This is a genomic window from Proteus vulgaris (genome assembly GCF_016239305.1).
Taxonomy (GTDB): domain Bacteria; phylum Pseudomonadota; class Gammaproteobacteria; order Enterobacterales; family Enterobacteriaceae; genus Proteus; species Proteus vulgaris_C.
This window is the reverse complement of sequence record NZ_JAEHOQ010000024.1, coordinates 17556-38629: the sequence shown is the minus strand read 5'-3', so window position 1 is coordinate 38629 and position 21074 is coordinate 17556. Positions and strand designations below refer to the sequence as shown.

20 protein-coding genes are annotated in these 21074 nt (G+C 37.7%); 10 read left to right on the top strand and 10 right to left on the bottom strand.

Annotated elements, in window-relative coordinates; translation table 11 throughout:
- The first annotated feature begins 4 nt into the window (after nt 1-4).
- Complete coding sequence (locus JEP40_RS15875; protein ID WP_198624339.1) at nt 5-259, top strand: SEL1-like repeat protein; 255 nt, start codon at nt 5-7, stop codon at nt 257-259.
- Nucleotides 260-357: 98 nt separating this feature from the next.
- On the opposite strand, the gene eptB is transcribed toward JEP40_RS15875, so the two are convergent.
- On the bottom strand, nt 358-2049 hold the full coding sequence (eptB, locus tag JEP40_RS15870; RefSeq protein ID WP_198624338.1) for a kdo(2)-lipid A phosphoethanolamine 7''-transferase: 1692 nt from the start codon (nt 2047-2049) through the stop codon (nt 358-360).
- Between the two features lie 530 nt (nt 2050-2579).
- Between eptB and fdhF the strand changes: the two genes are divergently transcribed.
- The 4 genes from fdhF to JEP40_RS15850 all read left to right on the top strand — a co-directional run bounded on the left by fdhF (nt 2580) and on the right by JEP40_RS15850 (nt 8863).
- On the top strand, nt 2580-4724 hold the full coding sequence (gene fdhF / locus JEP40_RS15865; RefSeq protein WP_198624337.1) for a formate dehydrogenase subunit alpha: 2145 nt from the start codon (nt 2580-2582) through the stop codon (nt 4722-4724).
- Between the two features lie 299 nt (nt 4725-5023).
- A complete protein-coding gene (locus JEP40_RS15860) occupies nt 5024-6601 on the top strand; it encodes a PTS transporter subunit EIIC (RefSeq protein ID WP_198624336.1) in 1578 nt (525 codons plus the stop codon).
- Nucleotides 6602-6615: 14 nt separating this feature from the next.
- A complete protein-coding gene (locus JEP40_RS15855; protein WP_198624335.1) occupies nt 6616-7977 on the top strand; it encodes a 6-phospho-alpha-glucosidase in 1362 nt (453 codons plus the stop codon).
- Nucleotides 7978-8086: 109 nt separating this feature from the next.
- Nucleotides 8087-8863 carry a MurR/RpiR family transcriptional regulator gene (locus JEP40_RS15850; protein ID WP_198624334.1) on the top strand — a complete coding sequence of 259 codons (777 nt, stop codon included), beginning with the start codon at nt 8087-8089 and terminating at the stop codon, nt 8861-8863.
- Between the two features lie 22 nt (nt 8864-8885).
- Here the strand turns inward: JEP40_RS15850 and JEP40_RS15845 are convergent, their stop codons facing one another.
- On the bottom strand, nt 8886-9773 hold the full coding sequence (locus JEP40_RS15845; RefSeq protein WP_198624333.1) for a 2OG-Fe dioxygenase family protein: 888 nt from the start codon (nt 9771-9773) through the stop codon (nt 8886-8888).
- Between the two features lie 176 nt (nt 9774-9949).
- Nucleotides 9950-11563, bottom strand: coding sequence for a sigma 54-interacting transcriptional regulator (locus JEP40_RS15840; RefSeq protein WP_198624332.1), 1614 nt, complete (start codon nt 11561-11563; stop codon nt 9950-9952).
- A 404-nt stretch (nt 11564-11967) separates the two neighbouring features.
- Here JEP40_RS15840 and hydN point away from each other — a divergent pair, with 404 nt between their 5' ends.
- The 4 genes from hydN (at nt 11968) to sugE (ending at nt 13684) form a co-directional block, all read left to right on the top strand.
- Nucleotides 11968-12525 (top strand): electron transport protein HydN, encoded by a 558-nt coding sequence (hydN, locus tag JEP40_RS15835; RefSeq protein ID WP_109409208.1) that lies wholly within the window; start codon nt 11968-11970, stop codon nt 12523-12525.
- Nucleotides 12526-12597: 72 nt separating this feature from the next.
- On the top strand, nt 12598-12939 hold the full coding sequence (gene hypA, locus JEP40_RS15830; RefSeq protein ID WP_109409209.1) for a hydrogenase maturation nickel metallochaperone HypA: 342 nt from the start codon (nt 12598-12600) through the stop codon (nt 12937-12939).
- 8 nt (nt 12940-12947) lie between these two features.
- Entirely contained in the window at nt 12948-13238 is a 291-nt protein-coding gene (gene hybG / locus JEP40_RS15825) for a hydrogenase maturation factor HybG (RefSeq protein ID WP_198624331.1), read from the top strand.
- A gap of 131 nt (nt 13239-13369) precedes the next feature.
- Nucleotides 13370-13684: a quaternary ammonium compound efflux SMR transporter SugE gene (gene sugE, locus JEP40_RS15820; RefSeq protein WP_198624330.1), complete on the top strand. Its 315-nt coding sequence runs from the start codon at nt 13370-13372 to the stop codon at nt 13682-13684.
- Between the two features lie 74 nt (nt 13685-13758).
- On the opposite strand, the gene frdD is transcribed toward sugE, so the two are convergent.
- The 4 genes from frdD to frdA are packed head-to-tail and all read right to left on the bottom strand — an operon-like array spanning nt 13759 to nt 17066.
- Nucleotides 13759-14118, bottom strand: a complete 360-nt coding sequence (gene frdD / locus JEP40_RS15815; protein WP_023583699.1) for a fumarate reductase subunit FrdD — start codon at nt 14116-14118, stop codon at nt 13759-13761.
- Between the two features lie 14 nt (nt 14119-14132).
- Entirely contained in the window at nt 14133-14525 is a 393-nt protein-coding gene (gene frdC / locus JEP40_RS15810) for a fumarate reductase subunit FrdC (protein ID WP_036933153.1), read from the bottom strand.
- A 14-nt stretch (nt 14526-14539) separates the two neighbouring features.
- Nucleotides 14540-15277, bottom strand: a complete 738-nt coding sequence (locus JEP40_RS15805) for a succinate dehydrogenase/fumarate reductase iron-sulfur subunit (RefSeq protein WP_072069832.1) — start codon at nt 15275-15277, stop codon at nt 14540-14542.
- Nucleotides 15270-17066 (bottom strand): fumarate reductase (quinol) flavoprotein subunit, encoded by a 1797-nt coding sequence (gene frdA, locus JEP40_RS15800; protein ID WP_198624329.1) that lies wholly within the window; start codon nt 17064-17066, stop codon nt 15270-15272. Before frdA ends, JEP40_RS15805 begins: the two co-directional genes overlap by 8 nt.
- A 944-nt stretch (nt 17067-18010) precedes the next feature.
- Here frdA and epmA point away from each other — a divergent pair.
- The gene (epmA, locus tag JEP40_RS15795; RefSeq protein ID WP_198624328.1) at nt 18011-18988 is read left to right on the top strand and encodes an elongation factor P--(R)-beta-lysine ligase; all 978 of its coding nucleotides are present in this window, start codon (nt 18011-18013) and stop codon (nt 18986-18988) included.
- A 45-nt stretch (nt 18989-19033) separates the two neighbouring features.
- Here the strand turns inward: epmA and JEP40_RS15790 are convergent, their stop codons facing one another.
- The 3 genes from JEP40_RS15790 to JEP40_RS15780 are packed head-to-tail and all read right to left on the bottom strand — an operon-like array spanning nt 19034 to nt 21069.
- Nucleotides 19034-19447 carry a hypothetical protein gene (locus JEP40_RS15790; protein ID WP_198624327.1) on the bottom strand — a complete coding sequence of 138 codons (414 nt, stop codon included), beginning with the start codon at nt 19445-19447 and terminating at the stop codon, nt 19034-19036.
- Nucleotides 19444-19986 (bottom strand): LemA family protein, encoded by a 543-nt coding sequence (locus JEP40_RS15785; RefSeq protein ID WP_198624326.1) that lies wholly within the window; start codon nt 19984-19986, stop codon nt 19444-19446. The genes JEP40_RS15790 and JEP40_RS15785 overlap by 4 nt, the downstream gene beginning before the upstream one ends.
- Before the next feature lie 9 nt (nt 19987-19995).
- The gene (locus tag JEP40_RS15780) at nt 19996-21069 is read right to left on the bottom strand and encodes a hypothetical protein (protein ID WP_198624325.1); all 1074 of its coding nucleotides are present in this window, start codon (nt 21067-21069) and stop codon (nt 19996-19998) included.
- Nucleotides 21070-21074: the final 5 nt, after the last annotated feature.

Here is a 21074-nt window from a genome sequence, read left to right as displayed (position 1 = left end):
TTATATGTATGATAATAAAAGTAATATTGAAAAGGCAATGGCATTATTTCATCAAGCAGGCGATGCGGGGTATTATGGTGGTTATCAAGCAGTAGGTACTAAATATTTTTTAGGGCGTGATATACCGTTAAATTTTGAAAAAGCAAGATTTTATTATAAGAAGGCCGCAGAATTAGGATGTTATGAATGTCAATATTATATTGACAACTGGGATGGAGTCGTAAAGCTAAAAATGAAAGATTTAAAAATAGAAAAATAAAACAATAAAACAATAAAACAATATATATACTTATGATAATAAAAAACCCCATGTTTAATATTGAGCATGGGGTTTTGTCTATTGGTTATTACGAAAATTTAATTTTGGGTTGATGGCATATCGCCAAAACAGAGGTTATTTTGATTATTAATACCGCCATCTGGAGAGGAATAACCCAAGCAACCTAGCATCGAATCAAAAATATTATGATGGTAGAACGTGCGCTCTGCATCTTGATTACGCTTTAGGTTATCAAATAACTGTTTATTTTCAGGCTCGGCTAAATAGCTATCCGACATCCAAACTAAGAAAGGCACTTTAAATTGTTCCGGTGGAGCAATTTCTTTTGGTGTGCCGTGTAAGCCACCTTTTTCCGAAATAGATTCTCCGTGATCGGAGGTATAAAATACAATGGCTTTTTTATCGCGTAATGTGTTGAGTATGCCATCAATAAAATAGTCGGTATAAAGAATAGAGTTGTCATAAGCATTCACTAACTGCTCTTTAGTACACTCATCATCCACATTTAAACATTCAGGTTGGTATTTTTTGAATGATTCTGGGTAACGCTGTGAATACATAAAGTGAGAGCCTTTAGTGTGTAAAATCACTAAATGATTTCCTTTTGGATGCTGAGAAACCGCATTCGCCGTTTCAGCAATTAATAAAGTATCATCAAGCTCTTTACCAAAGTTGCTGTTTTTGGCTGTCATCATCTCTTTCATCGCATAATTATCTAAATCAAGCTTATTGTAAAACCACAATTCGCTTTGCATTGAAAAGAGCTCTGATGTCATACCTAGCTGTTTCAGAACTGAGAAAATATTGTTCTCTTTTAATGTACGTTGGTCGTTACTTTCTGTTCCGTTTTCTCGTACAAACATACATTTTAATGAAAGTTTTGTTGCGGTATCACAAGAAATGCCTTTAAAGGCGACGAGATTTTTTTCTTGGCTTAATAGAGGATTTGTTTGACGCTCATATCCTAATAATCCCATATGATCCCATCTTGCTGTTTCACCAATAATAAAGACAACATATACATCTTCATTAGCCTTTGATGGTTGGTATGTGAAGTGATCGGCAGGATCAAAAATATTTTGGTTATTAAAGGTATCGTCATACTGCGTTATTGCATATTGGAATAATGGGATAATCCAATTTGTCGGTAAATACGCATAACTTAAACCACCACTATAACTTGGCAGATCCAAGTTATTTTTGATTTCATAGGCTTTTTGTCTTGAATCAAGTATTTTTAAATAGCTAAAAACAGCCAGTGCAATCACAAGCATTTTTACAGTGTTTTTTATCCAGATTTTTTTCTTTTGCTCTTTAGTGAGATTTTTTTCTGGTTTCTTACATAGCCAAATAAGTGCTAATGGCAAAATAGATAAGCCAATAATCCAAATAATGACATTAGGACTAACCAGCTCTTTTGATAAATCGGTGTCTGTAGTTAGGGTGGAAATAATAATGCCGTAACCAATGACGACGTCGTAAAACGAAATATAGTAACTAGCACAGACACTGACGACGAGAATAAAAGAGGCGACTATTTTAAAAAAGAGAGAACCGAAGAAGGAAAGCAAACGCAGCAAGAAGAAGGTAAAAGCAATATTAACGGCAATTTCACCTAGAATATATAATACATCAATGAGGAGGTTGTTTGTATTTTGTGTGCCGTATCGGCCAATGTAAACGGAAAGATTAAGAAAAAAACCAAGGTATACAGCTAAAAAAAGGACAATATTTTCTTTCGAAAATCTTAAAAACTTTAATTTTTGCATGTTCAATTATTATCAAAATGTGTAGTGTAGAGGTCTTTATGACCGCGAAGTTGTTTTCAGGTTCAGTATTATGTGCTTTTTTTTATTGGAATTTAAAAATTTTTTATTTGAATAACATTAATATCAAAATTATTAATTTTAAATAGTTTTAGTAGATAGAAATATTGGTAGAGATATTAGAAGGTTGTCATCATTATATACGGAAATATCTCGATAAGGGCAGATAAGAAGGCGTATTTGCCTAATTGTTATTTTCTTATCAAATGAAAGATGTTCTTTCGCTATAAGCCCTTATGTATAACGTATATTGATAGAAACGTAAGTCGACATAAATATCGTCATTAGTGTCGATCACCTCCTGTTATTTGATTATTCATTATTTGCTTATTGATTTATTAATTTTATTTTTCTTTATTTTTCATTGCATTACAAAAAACTAAAAAAGCGTGCTTATTTGGCACACTCTCTGCATAGATAAAGGAGAAGATCAGGTAATAACCTGAAAGTTGATGAACACAGGAGCAATGTTGATGAAAAAAGTCATCACGGTCTGTCCGTATTGCGCCTCAGGATGCAAAATCTACCTGAAGGTGGAAAACGGTAAAATTATTGGCGCTGAAGGAGCCAATGGTTTAACAAACCAAGGTGAGCTGTGTCTGAAAGGGTATTATGGATGGGATTTTATCCATGATACTAAGATACTGACTCCACGTCTTAAAACACCGATGATCCGTCGTGAAAGAGGCGGAAAATTAGAATCGGTTTCTTGGGAAGAAGCGATAGAGTTTGCCAGTAGCAAACTACTTGCTATCAAAGAGAAATACGGTGCTAAATCTATTATGACAACCGGTTCATCACGAGGTCCGGGTAACGAAGCTAACTTCGTTATGCAGAAATTTGCTCGTGCGGTTATCGGAAATAATAATATAGACTGCTGTGCTCGTGTCTGACACGGCCCTTCGGTTGCAGGTCTGCAGCGTTCGGTCGGTAATGGTGCTATGAGCAACTCAATCGTTGAGATTGAGGATACCAAATGTCTATTTGTCTTCGGTTATAACGCCGCAGACTCGCATCCTATTGTTGCTCGCCGTATTGTTAAGGCGAAAGAAAAGGGTGCTAAAATTATTGTATGTGACCCTCGTTACATCGAAACAGCACGTTTAGCCGATTTACACTTAGGCTTAAAAAATGGTTCTAATATTGCGCTATTAAATGCGATTGCACATGTGATTATTGAAGAAGGATTACATGATAAATCCTTTATTGAAAATCATACTGAGCAATTTGAAGAATATTGTAAGTTAGTTGAAAGCTATACACCTGAATCTGTTGAGGAAACAACAGGTTTAAGTGCTCAAATCATTCGTGAAGCTGCGCGTATGTACGCAAAAGCAGAAACAGCAACAATTCTTTGGGGTATGGGTGTTACTCAATTCTACCAAGGTGTTGAAACTGTCCGTTCACTGACTAGTTTGGCATTATTAACCGGTAATTTAGGTAAAAAATACGTCGGAGTTGGCCCTGTTCGTGGTCAAAATAACGTACAAGGCGCGTGTGATATGGGGGCATTACCTAACACACTACCGGGTTATCAATACGTTACCGACGAAAAAGCACGTGAGAAATTTGCTAAGTTCTGGGGCATTGAATCTATGCCGGAAGAAGTGGGCTATGCGTTGAGTGAAGTTCCTCACAATATCGATCACGGCTTATTAAAAGCTCACTATGTAATGGGTGAAGATCCACTACAAACTGAGCCTGATTTAGCAACCATCCGTAGAACTTTTGAAAAACTGGATCTTCTGATAGTCCAAGATATCTTTATGACCAAAACGGCGGCGATTGCTGACGTTATCTTCCCTGCAACATCATGGGGTGAACATGAAGGTGTTTACACTGCAGCAGACCGTGGTTTCCAACGTTTCTATAAAGCGGTTGAACCTGTTGGTGATGTGAAAACAGACTGGCAAATCATCAGTCTGATGGCAACTGCAATGGGTTATCCAATGCATTACAACAATACCAAAGAGATTTGGGATGAGTTGCGTGAGTTATGCCCAATTTATTATGGTGCGACTTACGAAAAAATGGCGGACTTGGCTTATATTCAATGGCCTTGCCCAACCGAAGATAGCCCAGGTACACAATATCTGTACGATGGTGGTAACTTTGATACCCCTAACGGTAAAGGTCAATTCTTTACTTGTGAGTGGGCGCCACCAATTGACAAACTTTCTGATGAATTCCCTATGGTACTGGCAACAGTCCGTGAGGTTGGGCACTACTCTTGTCGTTCAATGACGGGTAACTGCAAAGCATTGGCGGCATTAGCTGATGAGCCGGGTTATGTTCAGTTGAATACTGAAGATGCCAAACAACTAGGAATTAAAGATCAAGAGTTAGTTTGGATACGCTCTCGTCAAGGTAAAGTTATTACGCGTGCTGCCGTCAGTGATAGACCGAATAAAGGCGCGGTATATATGACTTACCAGTGGTGGATTGGTGCTTGTAACGAACTCGTTGCGGAAAACCTAAGCCCAATTACCAAAACACCTGAGTATAAATATTGTGCAGTATGTGTTGAGCCAATCAAGGAACAGGCTCAGGCAGAACACTATGTGAAAACGGAATATAGCAATATTAAACGTCGTTTAAGAGAAGCCGCCGAGGGCTAATTTTATCTGATTAATATTGTTTTTCTGCCTTAAGACCGAGTTTATTGACCTAGTGTCAGTAAGCTCGGTTTTTTTATAATTTTTTATTGCCATAAGATCTTTTTTTCTACAGCTCATCGTTAAAAATCTCTTTTTATCTGTCTGAATATTCACCATGCGTTGGCTCACAATAAAAAAAGTAACATGTTACTTTTAACGTAATCCGTTTCTAAATCAAGTGGATAAATTGCTTTTTATTTAAGGCCAGCGCAGGATGCTGTCATGGAAATGAGTGTAAGAAAACAACAACGAGATACTGTATGAAAAAACTCATTAATGCCCTACAAGCGTTTGGTAAATCCTTATATGGACCCGTCTTGATATTGCCTATTGTCGGTTTATATATCGCTTTAGGTAACGTCTTTGGTAATGGCAATCTTGCGGAATATATTCCGTTTTTAAATCACCCGGTTATTCAAAGCATTGGACAATTACTCGCAAAATCCTCTGTCGCTATTTTAGTCAATTTGGCGCTGATTTTTGCTGTAGGTATTCCTGTTGGCTTAGCAAAAAAGGATAAAGGTTATGCAGGGCTAATTGGCTTAGTCGTGTTTGTTATTTTCACGAATGCTATGAATATTACACTAACACTGCAAGGGAAGTTGGTTAGCGAAGAAGAGATGCGAGCAGCAGGTCAAGGCATGGTGTTAGGTGTTCAAGTCCTTGAGATGGGGGTATTTGCCGGTATTTTAACAGGGGCAATATCTGGATGGCTTTATAATCGTTATTCAGGCCGCCAATTTAACGGCATTATGGCTATCTACTCCGGTCACTGTTTTGTCGCCATTATTGCTATTCCTTTCACTATTGCATTGGCTGTTTTGATGTGTGAAGTCTGGCCTTTTGCTCAGGCAGGTATTACTAAAATGGCGCTTGTTATTCATGATTCTGGTGCTTTTGGTGCACTGATTTATGGATTCTTAGAACGTATTCTTATCCCAACGGGATTACACCATTTAGTCTATACCCCATTCTTGTATACCGAATTAGGTGGTGTTGCGGATGTTTGTGGCACAACTTACCAAGGCGCAAGAAATATCTACTTTGCTGAAATGGCTTGTCCTGAAGTGAAACAACTCAGTCGCACTGTAATTTGGGATGCACGTGGTATCGCGAAAATGTTTGGTTTAACGGCTGCAGCAGCTGCCATGATCTCTGTGGCTAAAAAAGAGAAAAAGCAGATGGCGAAGGCGATTTTAATTCCGGCCGCTGCAACCTCTTTCTTGTTAGGCGTTACCGAGCCACTTGAATTTTCCTTCCTCTTTGTTGCGCCTGTTTTGTTTTTAGTTCACGCCGTATTGACGGGTATTGGCATGATGCTGTTCTACCTATTAGGTGTTCATGCGATTGGTGCGAATGGAGTCATTGACTTCATTTTATATAACTTACCGTTAGGAACTGAAAAATCAAATTGGCCAATGTATATCGTGGTGGGCTTGATTATGTCAGTTCTCTATTTCGTTATCTTTAGAACCTTGATTTTAAAACTCAATCTTAAAACTCCTGGGCGAGAAGATGATGATGAAGAAACTCGTTTATACAGCAAAGAAGACTACAAGAAAAAAGCAGCAGTAGTTACTGCAATGGAAGAAAATACCGAAACTAACAATGAGTTAGGTGAAGAGATTATTGAAGGACTTGGTGGGCGTGACAATATTGAAGTCGTTGATAATTGTTACACGCGCTTACGAGTCATTGTTAAAAATGTCGATGCAATTCATGAAGATCTACTGAAAAAAACCGGTGCTAAAGGCGTTGTTCGCCACGGTAATAATGTTCAAGTGGTTTATGGATTACATGTGAAAAAAATGCGTGAAGCGGTCGAAGCCGCACTTTAATAGGAGAAAGTAAGATGACGAAATCACCTTTTATCTTAAGTATTGCAGGCGGCGGAAGCACCTATACACCGGGAATTGTAAAAAGTTTAATGGTACGTTTAGAGGATTTTCCACTGAGTGAAATTCGTTTATACGATATTGATAAAGATCGCCAAGATACGATTGCACCCGTGGTTGAAAAAGTGATCCGTGATCATAGTGATACTATTAAATTTACGGTGACGACGGATCCGGAAACAGCATTTAATGGTGCTCACTTTGTGTTTGCTCAAATGCGTGTGGGTCAATACAAAATGCGTGAACAGGATGAAAAAATCCCGTTACGTCATGGTGTTGTAGGGCAAGAAACCTGTGGGCCTGGAGGGCTAGCTTATGGTTTACGCACTATTTTACCAATGGTTGAGCTAATTGATTTAGTTGAACAATATGCCTCTCCTAAAGCATGGATTGTAAACTATTCCAATCCAGCCGCGATTGTCGCTGAAGGTGTGCGTCGTTTACGTCCTAATGCTCGAGTATTGAATATCTGTGATATGCCTGTTGCGGCAATGCGTAATATGGCTGCTGTATTAAAAGTGGATCGTCATGATTTAGATGTGGATTATTTTGGTTTAAATCATTTTGGTTGGTTTACTTCAGTGCGCGTAAAAGGCGAAGAAAAACTACCTGAATTACGTGAACATATCGCTAAATTTGGTCTTTTAACGGAAGATGCAGCACAAACTGACCCGCAACATTCTGATCCATCATGGGTAAAAACGTGGCGTCATATTCAGCCATTAATGGAAGCATTCCCTGAATATATCCCAAACCCATATTTACAGTACTACTTGATGCCAAATTATATCGTGGAACATCAAGATCCTGACTACACTCGTGCAAACGAAGTGATGGATGGTCGTGAAAAACGTCTGTTTGAAGCTGCTCGCGAATATAAAGAGACGGGGATTTTACCAGATGCCTTCCATGTCGGTGTTCATGGTGCCTTTATTGTCGATGTTGCTTGCTCTTTAGCTTTTGATTTACGTCAGCGTCACTTGGTGATTGTTGAAAATAAAGGGGCAATTTCTGATTTACCTTACGATGCGATGGTTGAAGTACCCGCTTATATCACGTCTCATGGTCCTGAACCTATTCGTGTTGGTGATATTCCTCGTTTCCATCGTACTTTACTGGAACAACAGCTGGCATCAGAACAATTATTGGTGGAAGCGACACTTGAAGGTAGCTATGAAAAGGCACTAGAGGCGTTCATACTGAATAAAACAGTTCCAAGTGTGATCCATGCGAAGAAGATCCTTGATGATATGATCGACGCAAATCGTGAATATTGGCCTGAATTACGTAAAGCTTATGTAAATGGTAAGCGTGTTTGATCTCAAGACTTGCTGTTAACGAGTAATTGAATAAAAATGCTGTTCTATCACCAGAACAGCATTTTCCTTTTATGTTGGTAAGGACGATGTATCAATTAAGGTAACCGGTATGTCGGCACGATTATCATCTTTACTCTCAAGAGCAACAGAATTAACACGCGCAGAATATCGTATTCTTTCTTATTTAATTGATAATCCAACACAAGTTGGAAAACTTACGATCAGAGCGCTCGCACAAGCCAATTTTGTTTCGACAACGACCATTATGCGACTTTGCCAGAAATTAGGTTTTTCTGGTTATAGTGAGTTAGTTTATTACTGCAAACAGTTGTTATCCACAGCTGAAAAATCCCATCAATTGAAAAGTGATGAAAACGAGGTAACAGAGCCTCTTTTTGATCAGTTTTTGGCAAACTATTTAAAAACGTTCACATTAATTTCAGATGCAAGAAGGCACGCTTTTGTTGATTTAATTAACAGCAAGAATTCATTTTTTATTTATGGTGCAGGCTTTTCTCATATATTTTCAGAATATATCAGTAAGCGGTTACAGTTGATTGGTAAAGATGCTTTTCTTTCAGGATTGAGCGACAGCAAGAATATCTTTATTAATAATGCTTCACGTTATACTGTTTTTATTGCGATATCTCGTAGTGGAGAGACAGAGCAAGTGGTTGAAAAGGCGAGAATAGCAAAAAGTATTGGTATGAAAATTGTTGCATTTACTCGAGCAAGTGCCAATCCGTTGGCTGAACTTGCTGATATTCATTTCCCCATTTATGACGATGCAGTGAATTATCATTGTGACACTATCGAGAGCTCATCTTTTGAATCAAACCTTGTCTTGATTATTGATTTATTACTTAGCCAAGCTCAACGATTTTAATTTGTGTGATAACGCTTTATGACTAAGCAACTGACTGATTTAAATAAAGCGTTAAGGGTAAATCAGGGTGCGCATTCATTGAATCAAATTTATGTGATGGATGAGCATCAACGGTAGGATAACGAGATAATAAAACAATAAAATCTTGGTAAGCCTGATTTTTATTATCATGAGTAAAAATAGGTGTACCGCTATGATTTAATTCATTATCTGCGATTAATAAAACATCAAGATATTGCGCATTACTGTGTTCATAAAGCATATGTTCAGGGGTAATTTCTTGCCAAGGTGTTCCTATGGCTTCTTGTGGTGAATGGACACGTAAAGTACCAGTATTATTTTTAACGTTATCCTTATTCATCATAACAATCATGGTGTGGTCAACCCCATCTTTATGTACTCCTTCAATTGAAAGTTCGCTTAACGAATCGGGTTGAGCAATTAATTTTAAATGAAAAACAGTCGAGATTGATTTTGGCGATTGTTGATCTGTTAAGTGGCGAGGAGTAAATATATTACCTTGAATTAATAGCATCTTTAATTTTAATAAGGCTTGATAAGCTGTATTGCTTTGCCAGCGATCATCAAGTGCTCTAAAATTTCTTTGTGCACCACTGTCTTCACGAATAAATCCATCCTCCTCAGTCAAAATAAAAGGTTGATACTCTAATCTGGAGATCGTTTCTATGTCATTATCAAAAAGGTAGCGTCCTGCCCGAGAGTGACGAAACGAAAGAGTGGGATCTTGTGCTAAATAATCGCCATATTTTTTCAGTGTATTAATATCTTTTTCTTCAGCACCTAATTGTTTTATTAAATTAATAACAACATTTTGGGGAATAAAAACATATTTATTATTTTTGTACTCTTTTTTTATTTCATTAATTTTATTTATAAGCAGGTTATTCATATATAATATGCTCCATTGATGGTTTATATTATTAATAATTAATTAGAGGAATGACTAATAAAATCTAATCAACTAGATTATAGATAGAGATTAGTAAGTTTCAAATTCATAAAAAAAAGAGTGTAATAAATTAATTACACTCTTTTTAAATAATTGAAGAAGAATTTATTTCAAAATTAAAGTATTTCTGGAATTGAAATACCAAGACGTTGCATCCGTGATAATAACGTTGTTCGTTTTAACCCTAGTTTTAAAGCAGCACCTCTGGCACCAGCAACAACACCATTGGTTTCTCTTAATGCTTGAATGATCCTTTCTCGCTCTTCCTCATCACTTTCTGGGGCATTAGTTTGCATGCGCTTTTCAATGGATGAAGGTTGAGTCAGCACTTGTTTTAAACGAGAGGGCTTATTAATGTGAAGCTCTTTTAACTGAAGGTTTAATGTTGAGCCTCGAGTTAAAATAACGGCACGCTCAATAATATTTTCAAGTTCACGGACATTACCTGGCCATGGATAAAGTGTTAATTGTTCCAATGCGTTAGCCGGAATACAATCTATTTTTCTATCCATTCTACGGGCAATTTTTTGTGTAAAATGTTTAACCAAAAGTGGAATATCTTCTGGTCGTTCTCTTAACGGCGGAATAATGATAGGAAAAACATTGAGACGATAATATAGATCTTCTCTAAACTCACCTTCATCAGTTAATTCATGGAGATCTTTATTGGTCGCTGCAATCAGCCTAACATCAACAGGAATAACTTTATTACCACCCAGTCTTTCTATTTCTCGCTCTTGAAGAACACGAAGCAGTTTAGGTTGTAATTCAATTGGCATATCACCAATTTCATCAAGAAATAGGGTGCTTTTATCTGCCATTTCAAATCGACCAATATGTGTATTGGTTGCACCCGTAAATGCCCCTTTGTCATGACCAAAAAGATCGCTTTCTAATAGGCCAGAAGGCACAGCAGCACAGTTCATTTTTATCATCGACTTACCTTTCCGTTGGCTAAGGCGATGAATTGCTCGTGCAATTAATTCTTTACCTGTACCTGTTTCACCTAAAATAAGTACGGTGCTATCACTTTGTGCCACTAACTCAATTTGTTCGAGCACATTATGCATAGCGTCACTTTGGTAAATAATCTCACTAAAGCATCCATTTTTATCTATTTGTTCATTAAGCCAAATATTCTCATTCTTTAAACTGTCTTTTAGATGCGTTATTTCTTCATATGCAGCCGCGTTTTCAATAGCGATACCAATACGAGCTGCAATTTGTTGTAGCAATTGGCAGGTATCGTCAGTAAAAACACTACCGATTTCATGTGCTAAAATTAATAAACCAAGTGGTTTATGATTAAAAGCCAGTGGCAATAACAAAGCCGTCTGCATATTTTGTTTAACTAGACGCTTAATCAGAACATCTTCTTGATCTTCATTATTAATATCAATTAAGACAGGTTTGTTTTGATTAATAATTTCTTCTGCTTTGTTATTCGCGCTACTAAACTTACGTTGTTGGCGGATGACTGATTTTCCAGTCTGATAACGGCTAGAATAAAGAATGCCTTCATGACTATTTTGTGATGAAGTACGGCATAACATTAGACTAATATGGTTTAGTCCAAAAAAACGATGTATTTCTTTAGAGACTTCAGAAATAAGACCATCCATGTCTAGATGAGCTAATACAGAATTTGTGATATCAACCAATATTCGATATTGGTTACGCTCATTACGAAGGCTCTCCATAGTTTCAGCATTTTTACTGCTTAATTTCATGACACCACCGATTGCCCTAAAAAATTAGCTATATTGTAGTAGGTTTATAATAAATTTATATCAATGACTGGATCATTTTTGATCCAACCCGCTATTTTTGTATATGCAATGAAACTTAAGAATATAAACGCATCAAATCATTATATAATCAAGTATATATCGATTTAATTTATCGTCAAAAATGTCGAATAATTTGACGAAGTGACTTATTTATTAATTAATAATCATTTTTATTTGAAAATTATTTTATTGAAAAATAAGGAATAGTTATATCAAAAATATATTGGCATGAACCGTGCTAGATTCATTCTATTGATACTCTAATTATTACTCTTAATTAGAATAACTCGTTGCATTTATCGCCATATATAACGGCTATATATAACAAAGATCAGGAGAATATGATGAACCGTTTCATCATTGCAGACCCTAAAAAATGTATTGGTTGCCATACTTGTGAGGTAGCTTGTGTGGTTTCACATCAACAAGCCGATCAAGATAATTTAGCCATTGAGCAAATTAGTGAGCAAAATTTTCAACCGCGAATTCATGTGGTTAAAGGATTCTCAATTAGTACAGCAGTTGTCTGTCACCAATGTGAAGATGCCCCTTGTGCAAACGTGTGTCCGAATGGTGCCATTATTCATAATAAAGATTATTACTATGTTGATCAGGATAAATGTATCGGCTGTAAAACCTGTGTGTTGGCTTGCCCTTATGGCACTATGGAGGTGGTTTCGCGCCCTGTTATGCGTAAATTAACTGCGCTCAACACTATTGACGCCTTTAAGGCTGAAGCAAATAAATGTGATTTATGCCATCACCGAGAAGCGGGACCTGCGTGTATTGAAGTTTGTCCAACCCATGCTTTAGTGTGTATTGATAGAGACGCACTTGAAGATATGGTGAAAGAGCGTCGTCGTAAAGCAGCTTTTGAAACCGGTGCTGAATTGTTGTTTTAAGATCAATAATAAAGCAACTATGTACTGATACTATAGTTGCTATTATTTATCCTGCTTCAATAAGGTATCGATATGCATGAAATCACACTTTGCCAAAGTGCATTTGAGATAATAGATTCTCAGGCAAAATTAAATAATGCAAAAAAAGTAAAAAGCGTATGGATGGAAATTGGCGCACTATCTTGTGTTGAAGTGAGTGCGCTAGAGTTTTGTTTTGATATTGTTTGCAGAGACACGATTGCACAAGGCTGTGAATTACATATAGAGGTTATTCCTGCAAAAGCGTGGTGTTGGGATTGCCATCAAGTCGTGACAGTTTCAACGTTTAACGCGGGGTGCCCTTCTTGTGGCAGTCAAAATATGCGTGTTGAGAATGATGATGCGATGCGAATAAAGCAAATAGAGATCGAATAGGGGTTGTTATGTGTCTTGGTATTCCAGGTCAGGTTGTTGAAGTAGGAAAAACAATCACTGAAAATGCAATGGTCGATGTTTGTGGTGTAAAACGTGAAGTGAATATTGCACTAGTCTGTGAGGGAGAGCCTCATACGATGATTGGAAAGTGGGTGTTAGTGCATGTGGGTTTTGCCATGAGTATCGTCAATGAAGAAGAAGCAAAAGAGACGCTGGATGCCTTGATGGCAATGGGAGAAGTGGAAGATGATGTCTCTGCTTTTCTTTATGGTGAAGAGGGCGCACCTAAAAAGAGTTGAGTCAATCTTATGCTATTGCATGATTAATTTCTTTTTCTTATACTTGAACTTCATCTTTTAAAAGCTGGGACGACCCAGCTTTTTGTCTTTATATTCAGGGGACGGCCCCAATTTATCGATAGGGGGACGTTATGTCTTGGATTATTCTTTTTGTTGCGGGTTTATTGGAAATCGTTTGGGCCGTAGGTCTTAAATATACACACGGCTTTACACGTTTAACACCGAGTATTATCACTATTAGCGCCATGATTGTGAGCATGGGAATGTTGTCTTATGCCATGAAAGGTTTGCCTGCGGGCACTGCTTATGCGATTTGGACAGGCATTGGTGCGGTAGGCACCGCAATCTTTGGTATTCTGGTCTTTGGTGAGTCCGCAAATATCTATCGTTTACTGAGTTTAGCCATGATTATTTTTGGTATTATTGGGCTGAAATTAGCGAGTTGATTGCAACCGATTTTTCTACAAATAAAAGCCACTCAATTCAAATTGAGTGGCTTTTAGTCTTTACGTATTAATTATTACAGAGTAAATACACCAATAATGGCGAGAACACTGATAATAGCAGCACCACCATAAAATACCCATTTGCTTGCAGGTACATGCACTTTAAAATCGTGCAAAGTATGGTGAATACGGTGTAAGGCACACCAAACTGGCAGAATGATCATTAATAGTAAGAACAGACGGCCAATAATGCTTTGGCTAAATGCCATAATACGTTCATAAGTAAATGCTTCTGGCGCAATACCCATAGGGATTAGGATACCGAGCAGGATGATGATTGCTGGAGAAACAATCGCACTCCACATACCACCTGCACCAAATAATCCCCAGAAAATAGGTTCATCAGAGCGCTTAGGAAGTTGATTCTGATTCATTATTTCCTCCTGGGTTACATTAACGCCACTGCCAGAATAGCGGCAGTAACAACGATAGTGACAGCCCAAAAACCACGAACAATGGGTTCTTGAGGCATTTTTTCATCTTTAACAACGATAACCACGGCTTTTGGTGCAAGTTTAAACCAAGTTGCGGTGTGGAATACTGTTGCAATAAGAGTCACAATATTAATTAGCATTACAATTGGGTTGCTCAGGAATCCAACGAAACCTGCCCAACTTTCTGGTCCATTTTTCAGTGCGAATACACCAAACAGTACAACCAGACTGAACCAAAGTTGTGGAAGACAAGTACCTTCACGGGTGATATAGAAACGATAGAAACCGAGTTTCGTCCACCAGTTTGGTTGCATACCACGAACATAAGGCTTACGTTTTGTTGTCATGTCTTGTTTCCTCCTTAACGTGGTTTCAGCATCGCAATGACAAAGTCTTGCGCACTGGCTGCTTTACCTTGCTGAATAGCGGCAGCAGGATCCACATGTTTTGGACAGACTTCAGAACAGTAGCCAACAAAGGTACAAGACCAGACACCGTTCTCACCATTTAACTGAGGCATACGCTCTTTTGCCCCATGGTCGCGACTATCTGTGTTGTAACGTTGAGCTAACGTAATCGCTGCAGGGCCGATAAACTCAGGGTTTAAACCAAACTGAGGACATGCTGCATAGCAAAGACCGCAGTTGATACAACCAGAAAACTGGTGGTATTTTGCCATTTGAGCAGGAGTCTGTTTATTCGGACCTTCTGAAGGCTTACGATCATTACCGATGATATAAGGCTTAATCGCTTCTAAGCTTTCGATAAAGTGAGTCATATCGACAACAAGGTCACGCTCAACTGGGAAGTTACCTAGGGCTTCAACTCTTACGCCGTCTGGATATTCACGAACAAACGTTTTACAAGCTAATTTAGGCACTTTGTTAACCATCATGCCGCAAGAGCCACAAATCGCCATACGGCAAGACCAACGGTAAGAAAGATCAGGCGCTAAATTGTCTTTAATATAACCCAATGCGTCCAGTAATGAGGTTTGCTCATCATAAGGAACATCATACGTGACAAAATGAGGTGCTTCGTCCGTTTCTGGGTTATAGCGCATGACTTCCATTTTAATGTGCTTCATGTCATCAGCCATTCGCTTTCTCCTTATTCTGCTTGTCTTGTGCAGTCGCTTCACCACCATAGACACGTTTAGCAGGAGCAGACTTAGTGATCTTCACATCGCTATATTCTAAACGAGGGGCACCTTCTGGGTTATAGAACGCCAGAGTATGTTTCAGGAAGTTCACGTCATCACGCTCAGTACAACCTTCGTCAAGACGTTGGTGTGCACCACGAGACTCTTTACGATTGATTGCAGAATGAGCCATACATTCAGCGACATCTAAACCAAAGCCAAGCTCAATTTTGTACAGTAAATCTGTATTAAAGACGCTACTGGTGTCTTTAATTTCAACACGTTTGAAACGTTCTTTTAATTCAGCCAGTTTATCAACAGTTTTTTGCATTAATTCAGGTGTACGATAGATACCGCAACCTTCTTCCATTGATTCACCCATTTCATCGCGAATTTGTGACCAGCTTTCAGAACCTTTTTGGTTCATCAGTTTTTTCAGGCCATCTTCAATGTCACGAGTACGCGCATCCAATGCAGATGCATTAGCAGGTGTCGCTTCTTGAGCACAACGAACCGCTTCTTCACCCGCAAGACGACCGAATACAACTAGCTCTGCCAGTGAGTTAGAACCTAAACGGTTAGCGCCGTGTAAACCAACAGATGAACATTCACCCACTGCAAACAGACCTTTAATACGTGTTTCTGTTTGTTGGTTAGTTTCGATACCACCCATAGTATAGTGAGCAGTAGGACGAACAGGGATTGGTTCATTAACTGGATCAACACCGACGTACGCTTTTGCCAGTTCACAAATAAATGGCAGACGTTCATGAAGTTTTTTCGCACCCAGATGACGTAAATCAAGATGAACAACATCACCACGGTGAGTTTTGATAGTACGGCCTGCACGCCACTCATGCCAGAATGCTTGAGAGACTTTATCGCGAGGGCCTAATTCCATGTATTTATTTTCTGGTTTGCCTAATGGCGTTTCTGGTCCTAGGCCATAATCTTGCAGATAACGGTAGCCATCTTTATTGACCAAAATACCACCTTCACCACGACAACCTTCGGTCATCAGAATACCTGAGCCTGGTAAACCTGTTGGGTGATATTGAACAAATTCCATATCACGCAGTGGAACGCCATGGCGTAAAGCGATACCCATACCATCACCCGTTACAATACCGCCATTGGTATTGAAACGATAAACACGCCCAGCACCACCTGTTGCCATAATGACAGCATTTGCACGAATTTGAACTTTTGTACCTTCCATCATATTGATAGCAACAAGACCACGAGCGTGACCTTCATCAACAAGGATATCAAGAACAAAGTGTTCATCGAAACGTTGAATTTGTGGATATTTTAAGGATGTTTGGAACAGGGTATGTAGCATATGGAAGCCGGTTTTATCGGCTGCGAACCAGGTCCGTTCGATCTTCATCCCACCAAAACGTCGGACGTTGACTGACCCGTCTTCTTTACGGCTCCAAGGACAGCCCCAGAGTTCTAGTTGAGTCATCTCTGTTGGACAATGCTCAACGAAGTAATCTACGACATCCTGTTCACACAACCAGTCACCGCCAGAAACGGTATCATTGAAGTGGAAATCATAGGAGTCGTGAGCCTGAGTCACTGCTGCTGATCCGCCTTCTGCTGCCACGGTGTGGCTACGCATTGGGTAAACTTTTGAGATCAGAGCAATTTTCAGTTGAGGATTCGCTTCCGCGGCAGCTATTGCTGCTCGTAAGCCTGCGCCCCCGGCTCCGATTATCGCTATATCGGCATTAAAGGTTTGCACTGCGCTTCTCCATTGTTCAAGTGAAAATTGGAATAATTGTCTAGAATTCAATTCACTGACATTATTAATTTGTAATGCTATTTTTTTAAGCTATCCGTAACGAAATTGTTTCACTGCCTTGTGACTGCGCTTGATAACATCTTTATTATCATTGACTGTAATTTTAGTATAACGAAATGTAGGGCGCCGAAATTTGATATGAATGATGGTTTTCCCGTATTTCGCAAAAAAAGTGTGATCCACGCCAAGAATTCTGGGTTTTGATAATAAGAGCCCAAAGAAACTTGAGGATAAAATAGAATATATTTTTTTAAATTGAAAATAATAAATAGTAATAAATAATCTGTTTTTAAAGTATAGATAACTTTAATTGAAAATGACAATGTTTTTTTGTTATTTGTTGATTTTAAAGAGTAAATGTTTTTATCTTCCATTTAACTAATTTAAATTAATAAAAAGTTATTCTGAGAATTAAAATAAATTTTTTACTATTTATCTAAAACAAATCGATTTGTCTTGTTAATTGTTAATAAAATATTAATAATATTTCTAAAGATTTTTAATACTTGTCAAAATACGCAATTTCAAATAGAAAATTAACGTTGAAGTTAAGATAAAATTGGCTATTTAAATATAAGTATTGTGTTAGTTTATTGTTATTCGCAATTGAGAAAAAGAATTATTACAATTTGCTTCTATTATAAAATAATAGCTAAAGAGTTGTCTCTGGCACATTGGATTGGTATTTATTTCGATGGTAAAAAGTGCCTTAAAGTAGATGTTTTGTAGAATTTCATTTATATATCTTATGTGTCTTTACTTAAAAAACCATAAAGATAATGAATAAACATAAAATGAAACGCCTCTTTATTAGGGAGAAATTTGTCTGTTGAGGAGGATGCGAGTAAACTGCACGCTTTGTTTTCTGTTGGAGTTTTTCGTTCATGAGTGATATCGCGGATTGGCAGCCAAGCGCCTCAATCGCCAACTTACTGAAAAAGGCGAAAATAGTCAGTAATATTAGGCGTTTTTTCGCTGATCGTGGTGTGTTAGAAGTTGAAACACCTATGATGAGTCAGGCTACCGTTACCGATGTTCATCTGTTCCCATTTGAAACCCAATTTGTCGGGCCTGGAGCTTCACAAGGGCTAAAACTTTATTTGATGACAAGCCCTGAATACCATATGAAGCGTTTATTAGCGGCAAACAGTGGGCCTATTTATCAAATGGGGCGTTGCTTCCGTAATGAGGAAGCCGGTAGATATCATAATCCGGAATTTACGATGCTAGAATGGTATCGCCCTTGTTTTGATATGTACCGGTTGATGAATGAAGTCGATGATTTATTGCAAGAAGTGTTAGATTGTGAAGCGTCAGAATCACTCTCTTATCAACAAGCATTTTTGCGCTATCTTGATATCGATCCTTTATCAGTTGATAAAGAAAAATTACGTGAAGTGGCAGCAAAACTAGATTTATCAAATATCGCAGATACTGAAGAAGATAAAGATACATTGCTTCAGTTGCTATTTGTCTCAGGGGTTGAGCCACATATCGGTTTAGAAAAACCAACCTTTATCTATCATTTCCCTGCATCACAAGCGTCATTAGCTGAAATTAGTTCAGAAGATCATCGTGTAGCAGAGCGTTTTGAAGTCTATTTTAAAGGTGTTGAGTTAGCGAATGGATTTCGTGAGCTGACGGATGCACAAGAGCAACGCCATCGTTTTGAACGCGATAATCGTCAGCGAGTAGCAATGGGATTACCTGAGCAACCTATTGATGAGCGCTTTTTAGCTGCCCTTGAAGCAGGATTACCAGAGTGTTCTGGTGTTGCTTTGGGAGTTGATCGTCTCATTATGCTGGCACTTGGTGTCGAGCGTATTAGTGATGTGATTGCCTTTCCTGTTTACAGAGCATAAGTTCATCTATCGATGAAGATTATAAAAGAGAGCCTTGGCTCTCTTTTATTTTTTTGATTTTCGGCTTTGTCTTCGTTTTTCTTCTGCTTCAAGGGCTTTTTCTTGAAACTTTGCAAATTTATTTCCTGTTACATCTTTCATATAGCGATAATTAATAAACCAATACGTAATACATGAAAATAAAATAACCCACCAGATTAAGAGTAGTTTTAATGCAGAATTAACCCCTAGTATTAAATGAAAACTAATCAGAACCATTAAACTGACAAATACCGAGCTAAATAATCCTCCTGCAATTTGTGACATATATTTTTTTAAAGGAGTGATACTTATTAATGGCAAAATAATTGCCATAGAAAACAGTACTCCAAATGTGGCAAACATAATAATCGAGATAGGTTCATCAAAGCTCAGAAACCAATCTGTTATGCCAAAAAATGAAAAAGGAATTTCTATCATAAAGCGACCTCCCCACTAGGATAGAAAAGAGGGATATCTTTAAAATTAAAAATTAATTTAAATAATACATTAGGAAAAATATGTATTTCAGTATTATAGAGTGTCACAGATTGATTAAAAAACTCACGTCTATCTGCAATACACTCTTCTAATTCTTTGGCTTGCGCTTGTAATACGTGTAAATTTTTTCCGCTGATAAGTTCAGGGTAATTTTCAGCAATGATGAGTAATTTTTTTATTTGAGGTAATAACTGATTAGCTAAATCAACTTTTTGGTCTAATATATCTGTGCGTAAATAGTGATCTCTATTTTCAGCTAATTTTTCAAATAAGGCTTTCTCATGATCCATCGCTTTTTGTGTAATTACTATCAGCATGGGGATCAAATCGGCTTGTTTTTTTAATAAAACATCAATATTTGCAAAGGCTTTATAGCAATTGTTCTTTAGCATCACCATGTTGTTATAAATCATCACTAATTGGCGTATTAAAAAATAAACTAAAGTGAGAATAAAAATGATAAAAATAAGCCATTCCATATTAATCAATTACCAAGGTGAAGAGGTGTTATTAAAATAAAGTGTTAGTATGCCGTTTTGGTAATCCATTGGTATCACTAGAATGGATAAGATAACAAAAAGAGCAATAATAACGATGATGGCCGAGTTACGACGTAAAGGGCGTTCTTTGTTCCAACGAACAACATAATCTTGTGGTGATAAACCTAGCAGGTAATGAGGTTCTTTACGTGTGATAACCACTTCGCCATTGATAGACTCTGCACTACCAATTAATAAATATGTTGTGTCTGATCCTAAGATATACTCTTTAAAGCGTTTATTATTATATTCAAGATCTTGATGAGGCTCGATGCCAAGATGCACTAAGGGTGTATCTGCCGCGAGAACTTGAATTGATCCAGTATCATCAGTCATCGTGAAATTAGTGATCTTTTTTTCACAGAGTGTTTGGCGGTAACTTTTCTTGCCTTCTTTGTTTGTGGATACGTTATATTCATAATAAAAGTAACCATAACACTCTTTTTTACCTAGGCGACTCGTTAATTTTGTTCCTGCCGTTATCTTGCCTTCAATCTCAACAAGCCCAATGGCTAAAGAGCGAATTTTAGATGTCGCTAGAATTTTTTGAAAACGTAAAAAACGCTTTTCTGGTGTTCTTTTGACAATTTGATAAACGAACATTAAAACGAAACTTAAAAAGAACAATCTATGGTCAATAAAAAAGCCAAAGCTTAAGCAGAGCAGTAAAAGGCTAATAAATACAGTGTTAATCAGTGCTGAAAACTTAGACTCACCTTCCATTTGTAATTGATGATAATTTTTTATCGCCTTTTCACCAATATTCCCAATATGATTTGAAATGCCATAGGAAAATATCAAAATAACAGCAAATGCAATACAGGAGATAAGATTAACAACAGAGTCCTCACCGCTAGGATAAAGGTCATTTCCCCGCGAAAAAAACAGATAATTTCCAGCAGCGAAAGCGATCCCTAAAAAGGGAACAATACCCAAGTTGTTCTTCTTTTTTTGAGCGCGTTTACTGCGTAAAAAATAGATTAATGCACCCACAACACAGCCGATGAAAAAATAAATTAACACTGCAA

Excerpts from the sequence above, each read along its gene's own strand:
- JEP40_RS15875 (WP_198624339.1), top strand. The coding sequence starts at position 5 with ATGTATGATAATAAAAGTAATATTGAAAAGGCAATGGCATTATTTCAT.
- eptB (WP_198624338.1), bottom strand. The coding sequence starts at position 2,049 with ATGCAAAAATTAAAGTTTTTAAGATTTTCGAAAGAAAATATTGTCCTT.
- JEP40_RS15860 (WP_198624336.1), top strand. The coding sequence starts at position 5,024 with ATGAAAAAACTCATTAATGCCCTACAAGCGTTTGGTAAATCCTTATAT.
- JEP40_RS15855 (WP_198624335.1), top strand. The coding sequence starts at position 6,616 with ATGACGAAATCACCTTTTATCTTAAGTATTGCAGGCGGCGGAAGCACC.
- JEP40_RS15850 (WP_198624334.1), top strand. The coding sequence starts at position 8,087 with ATGTCGGCACGATTATCATCTTTACTCTCAAGAGCAACAGAATTAACA.
- JEP40_RS15845 (WP_198624333.1), bottom strand. The coding sequence starts at position 9,773 with ATGAATAACCTGCTTATAAATAAAATTAATGAAATAAAAAAAGAGTAC.
- JEP40_RS15840 (WP_198624332.1), bottom strand. The coding sequence starts at position 11,563 with ATGAAATTAAGCAGTAAAAATGCTGAAACTATGGAGAGCCTTCGTAAT.
- hydN (WP_109409208.1), top strand. The coding sequence starts at position 11,968 with ATGAACCGTTTCATCATTGCAGACCCTAAAAAATGTATTGGTTGCCAT.
- hypA (WP_109409209.1), top strand. The coding sequence starts at position 12,598 with ATGCATGAAATCACACTTTGCCAAAGTGCATTTGAGATAATAGATTCT.
- hybG (WP_198624331.1), top strand. The coding sequence starts at position 12,948 with ATGTGTCTTGGTATTCCAGGTCAGGTTGTTGAAGTAGGAAAAACAATC.
- sugE (WP_198624330.1), top strand. The coding sequence starts at position 13,370 with ATGTCTTGGATTATTCTTTTTGTTGCGGGTTTATTGGAAATCGTTTGG.
- frdD (WP_023583699.1), bottom strand. The coding sequence starts at position 14,118 with ATGAATCAGAATCAACTTCCTAAGCGCTCTGATGAACCTATTTTCTGG.
- frdC (WP_036933153.1), bottom strand. The coding sequence starts at position 14,525 with ATGACAACAAAACGTAAGCCTTATGTTCGTGGTATGCAACCAAACTGG.
- JEP40_RS15805 (WP_072069832.1), bottom strand. The coding sequence starts at position 15,277 with ATGGCTGATGACATGAAGCACATTAAAATGGAAGTCATGCGCTATAAC.
- epmA (WP_198624328.1), top strand. The coding sequence starts at position 18,011 with ATGAGTGATATCGCGGATTGGCAGCCAAGCGCCTCAATCGCCAACTTA.
- JEP40_RS15790 (WP_198624327.1), bottom strand. The coding sequence starts at position 19,447 with ATGATAGAAATTCCTTTTTCATTTTTTGGCATAACAGATTGGTTTCTG.
- JEP40_RS15785 (WP_198624326.1), bottom strand. The coding sequence starts at position 19,986 with ATGGAATGGCTTATTTTTATCATTTTTATTCTCACTTTAGTTTATTTT.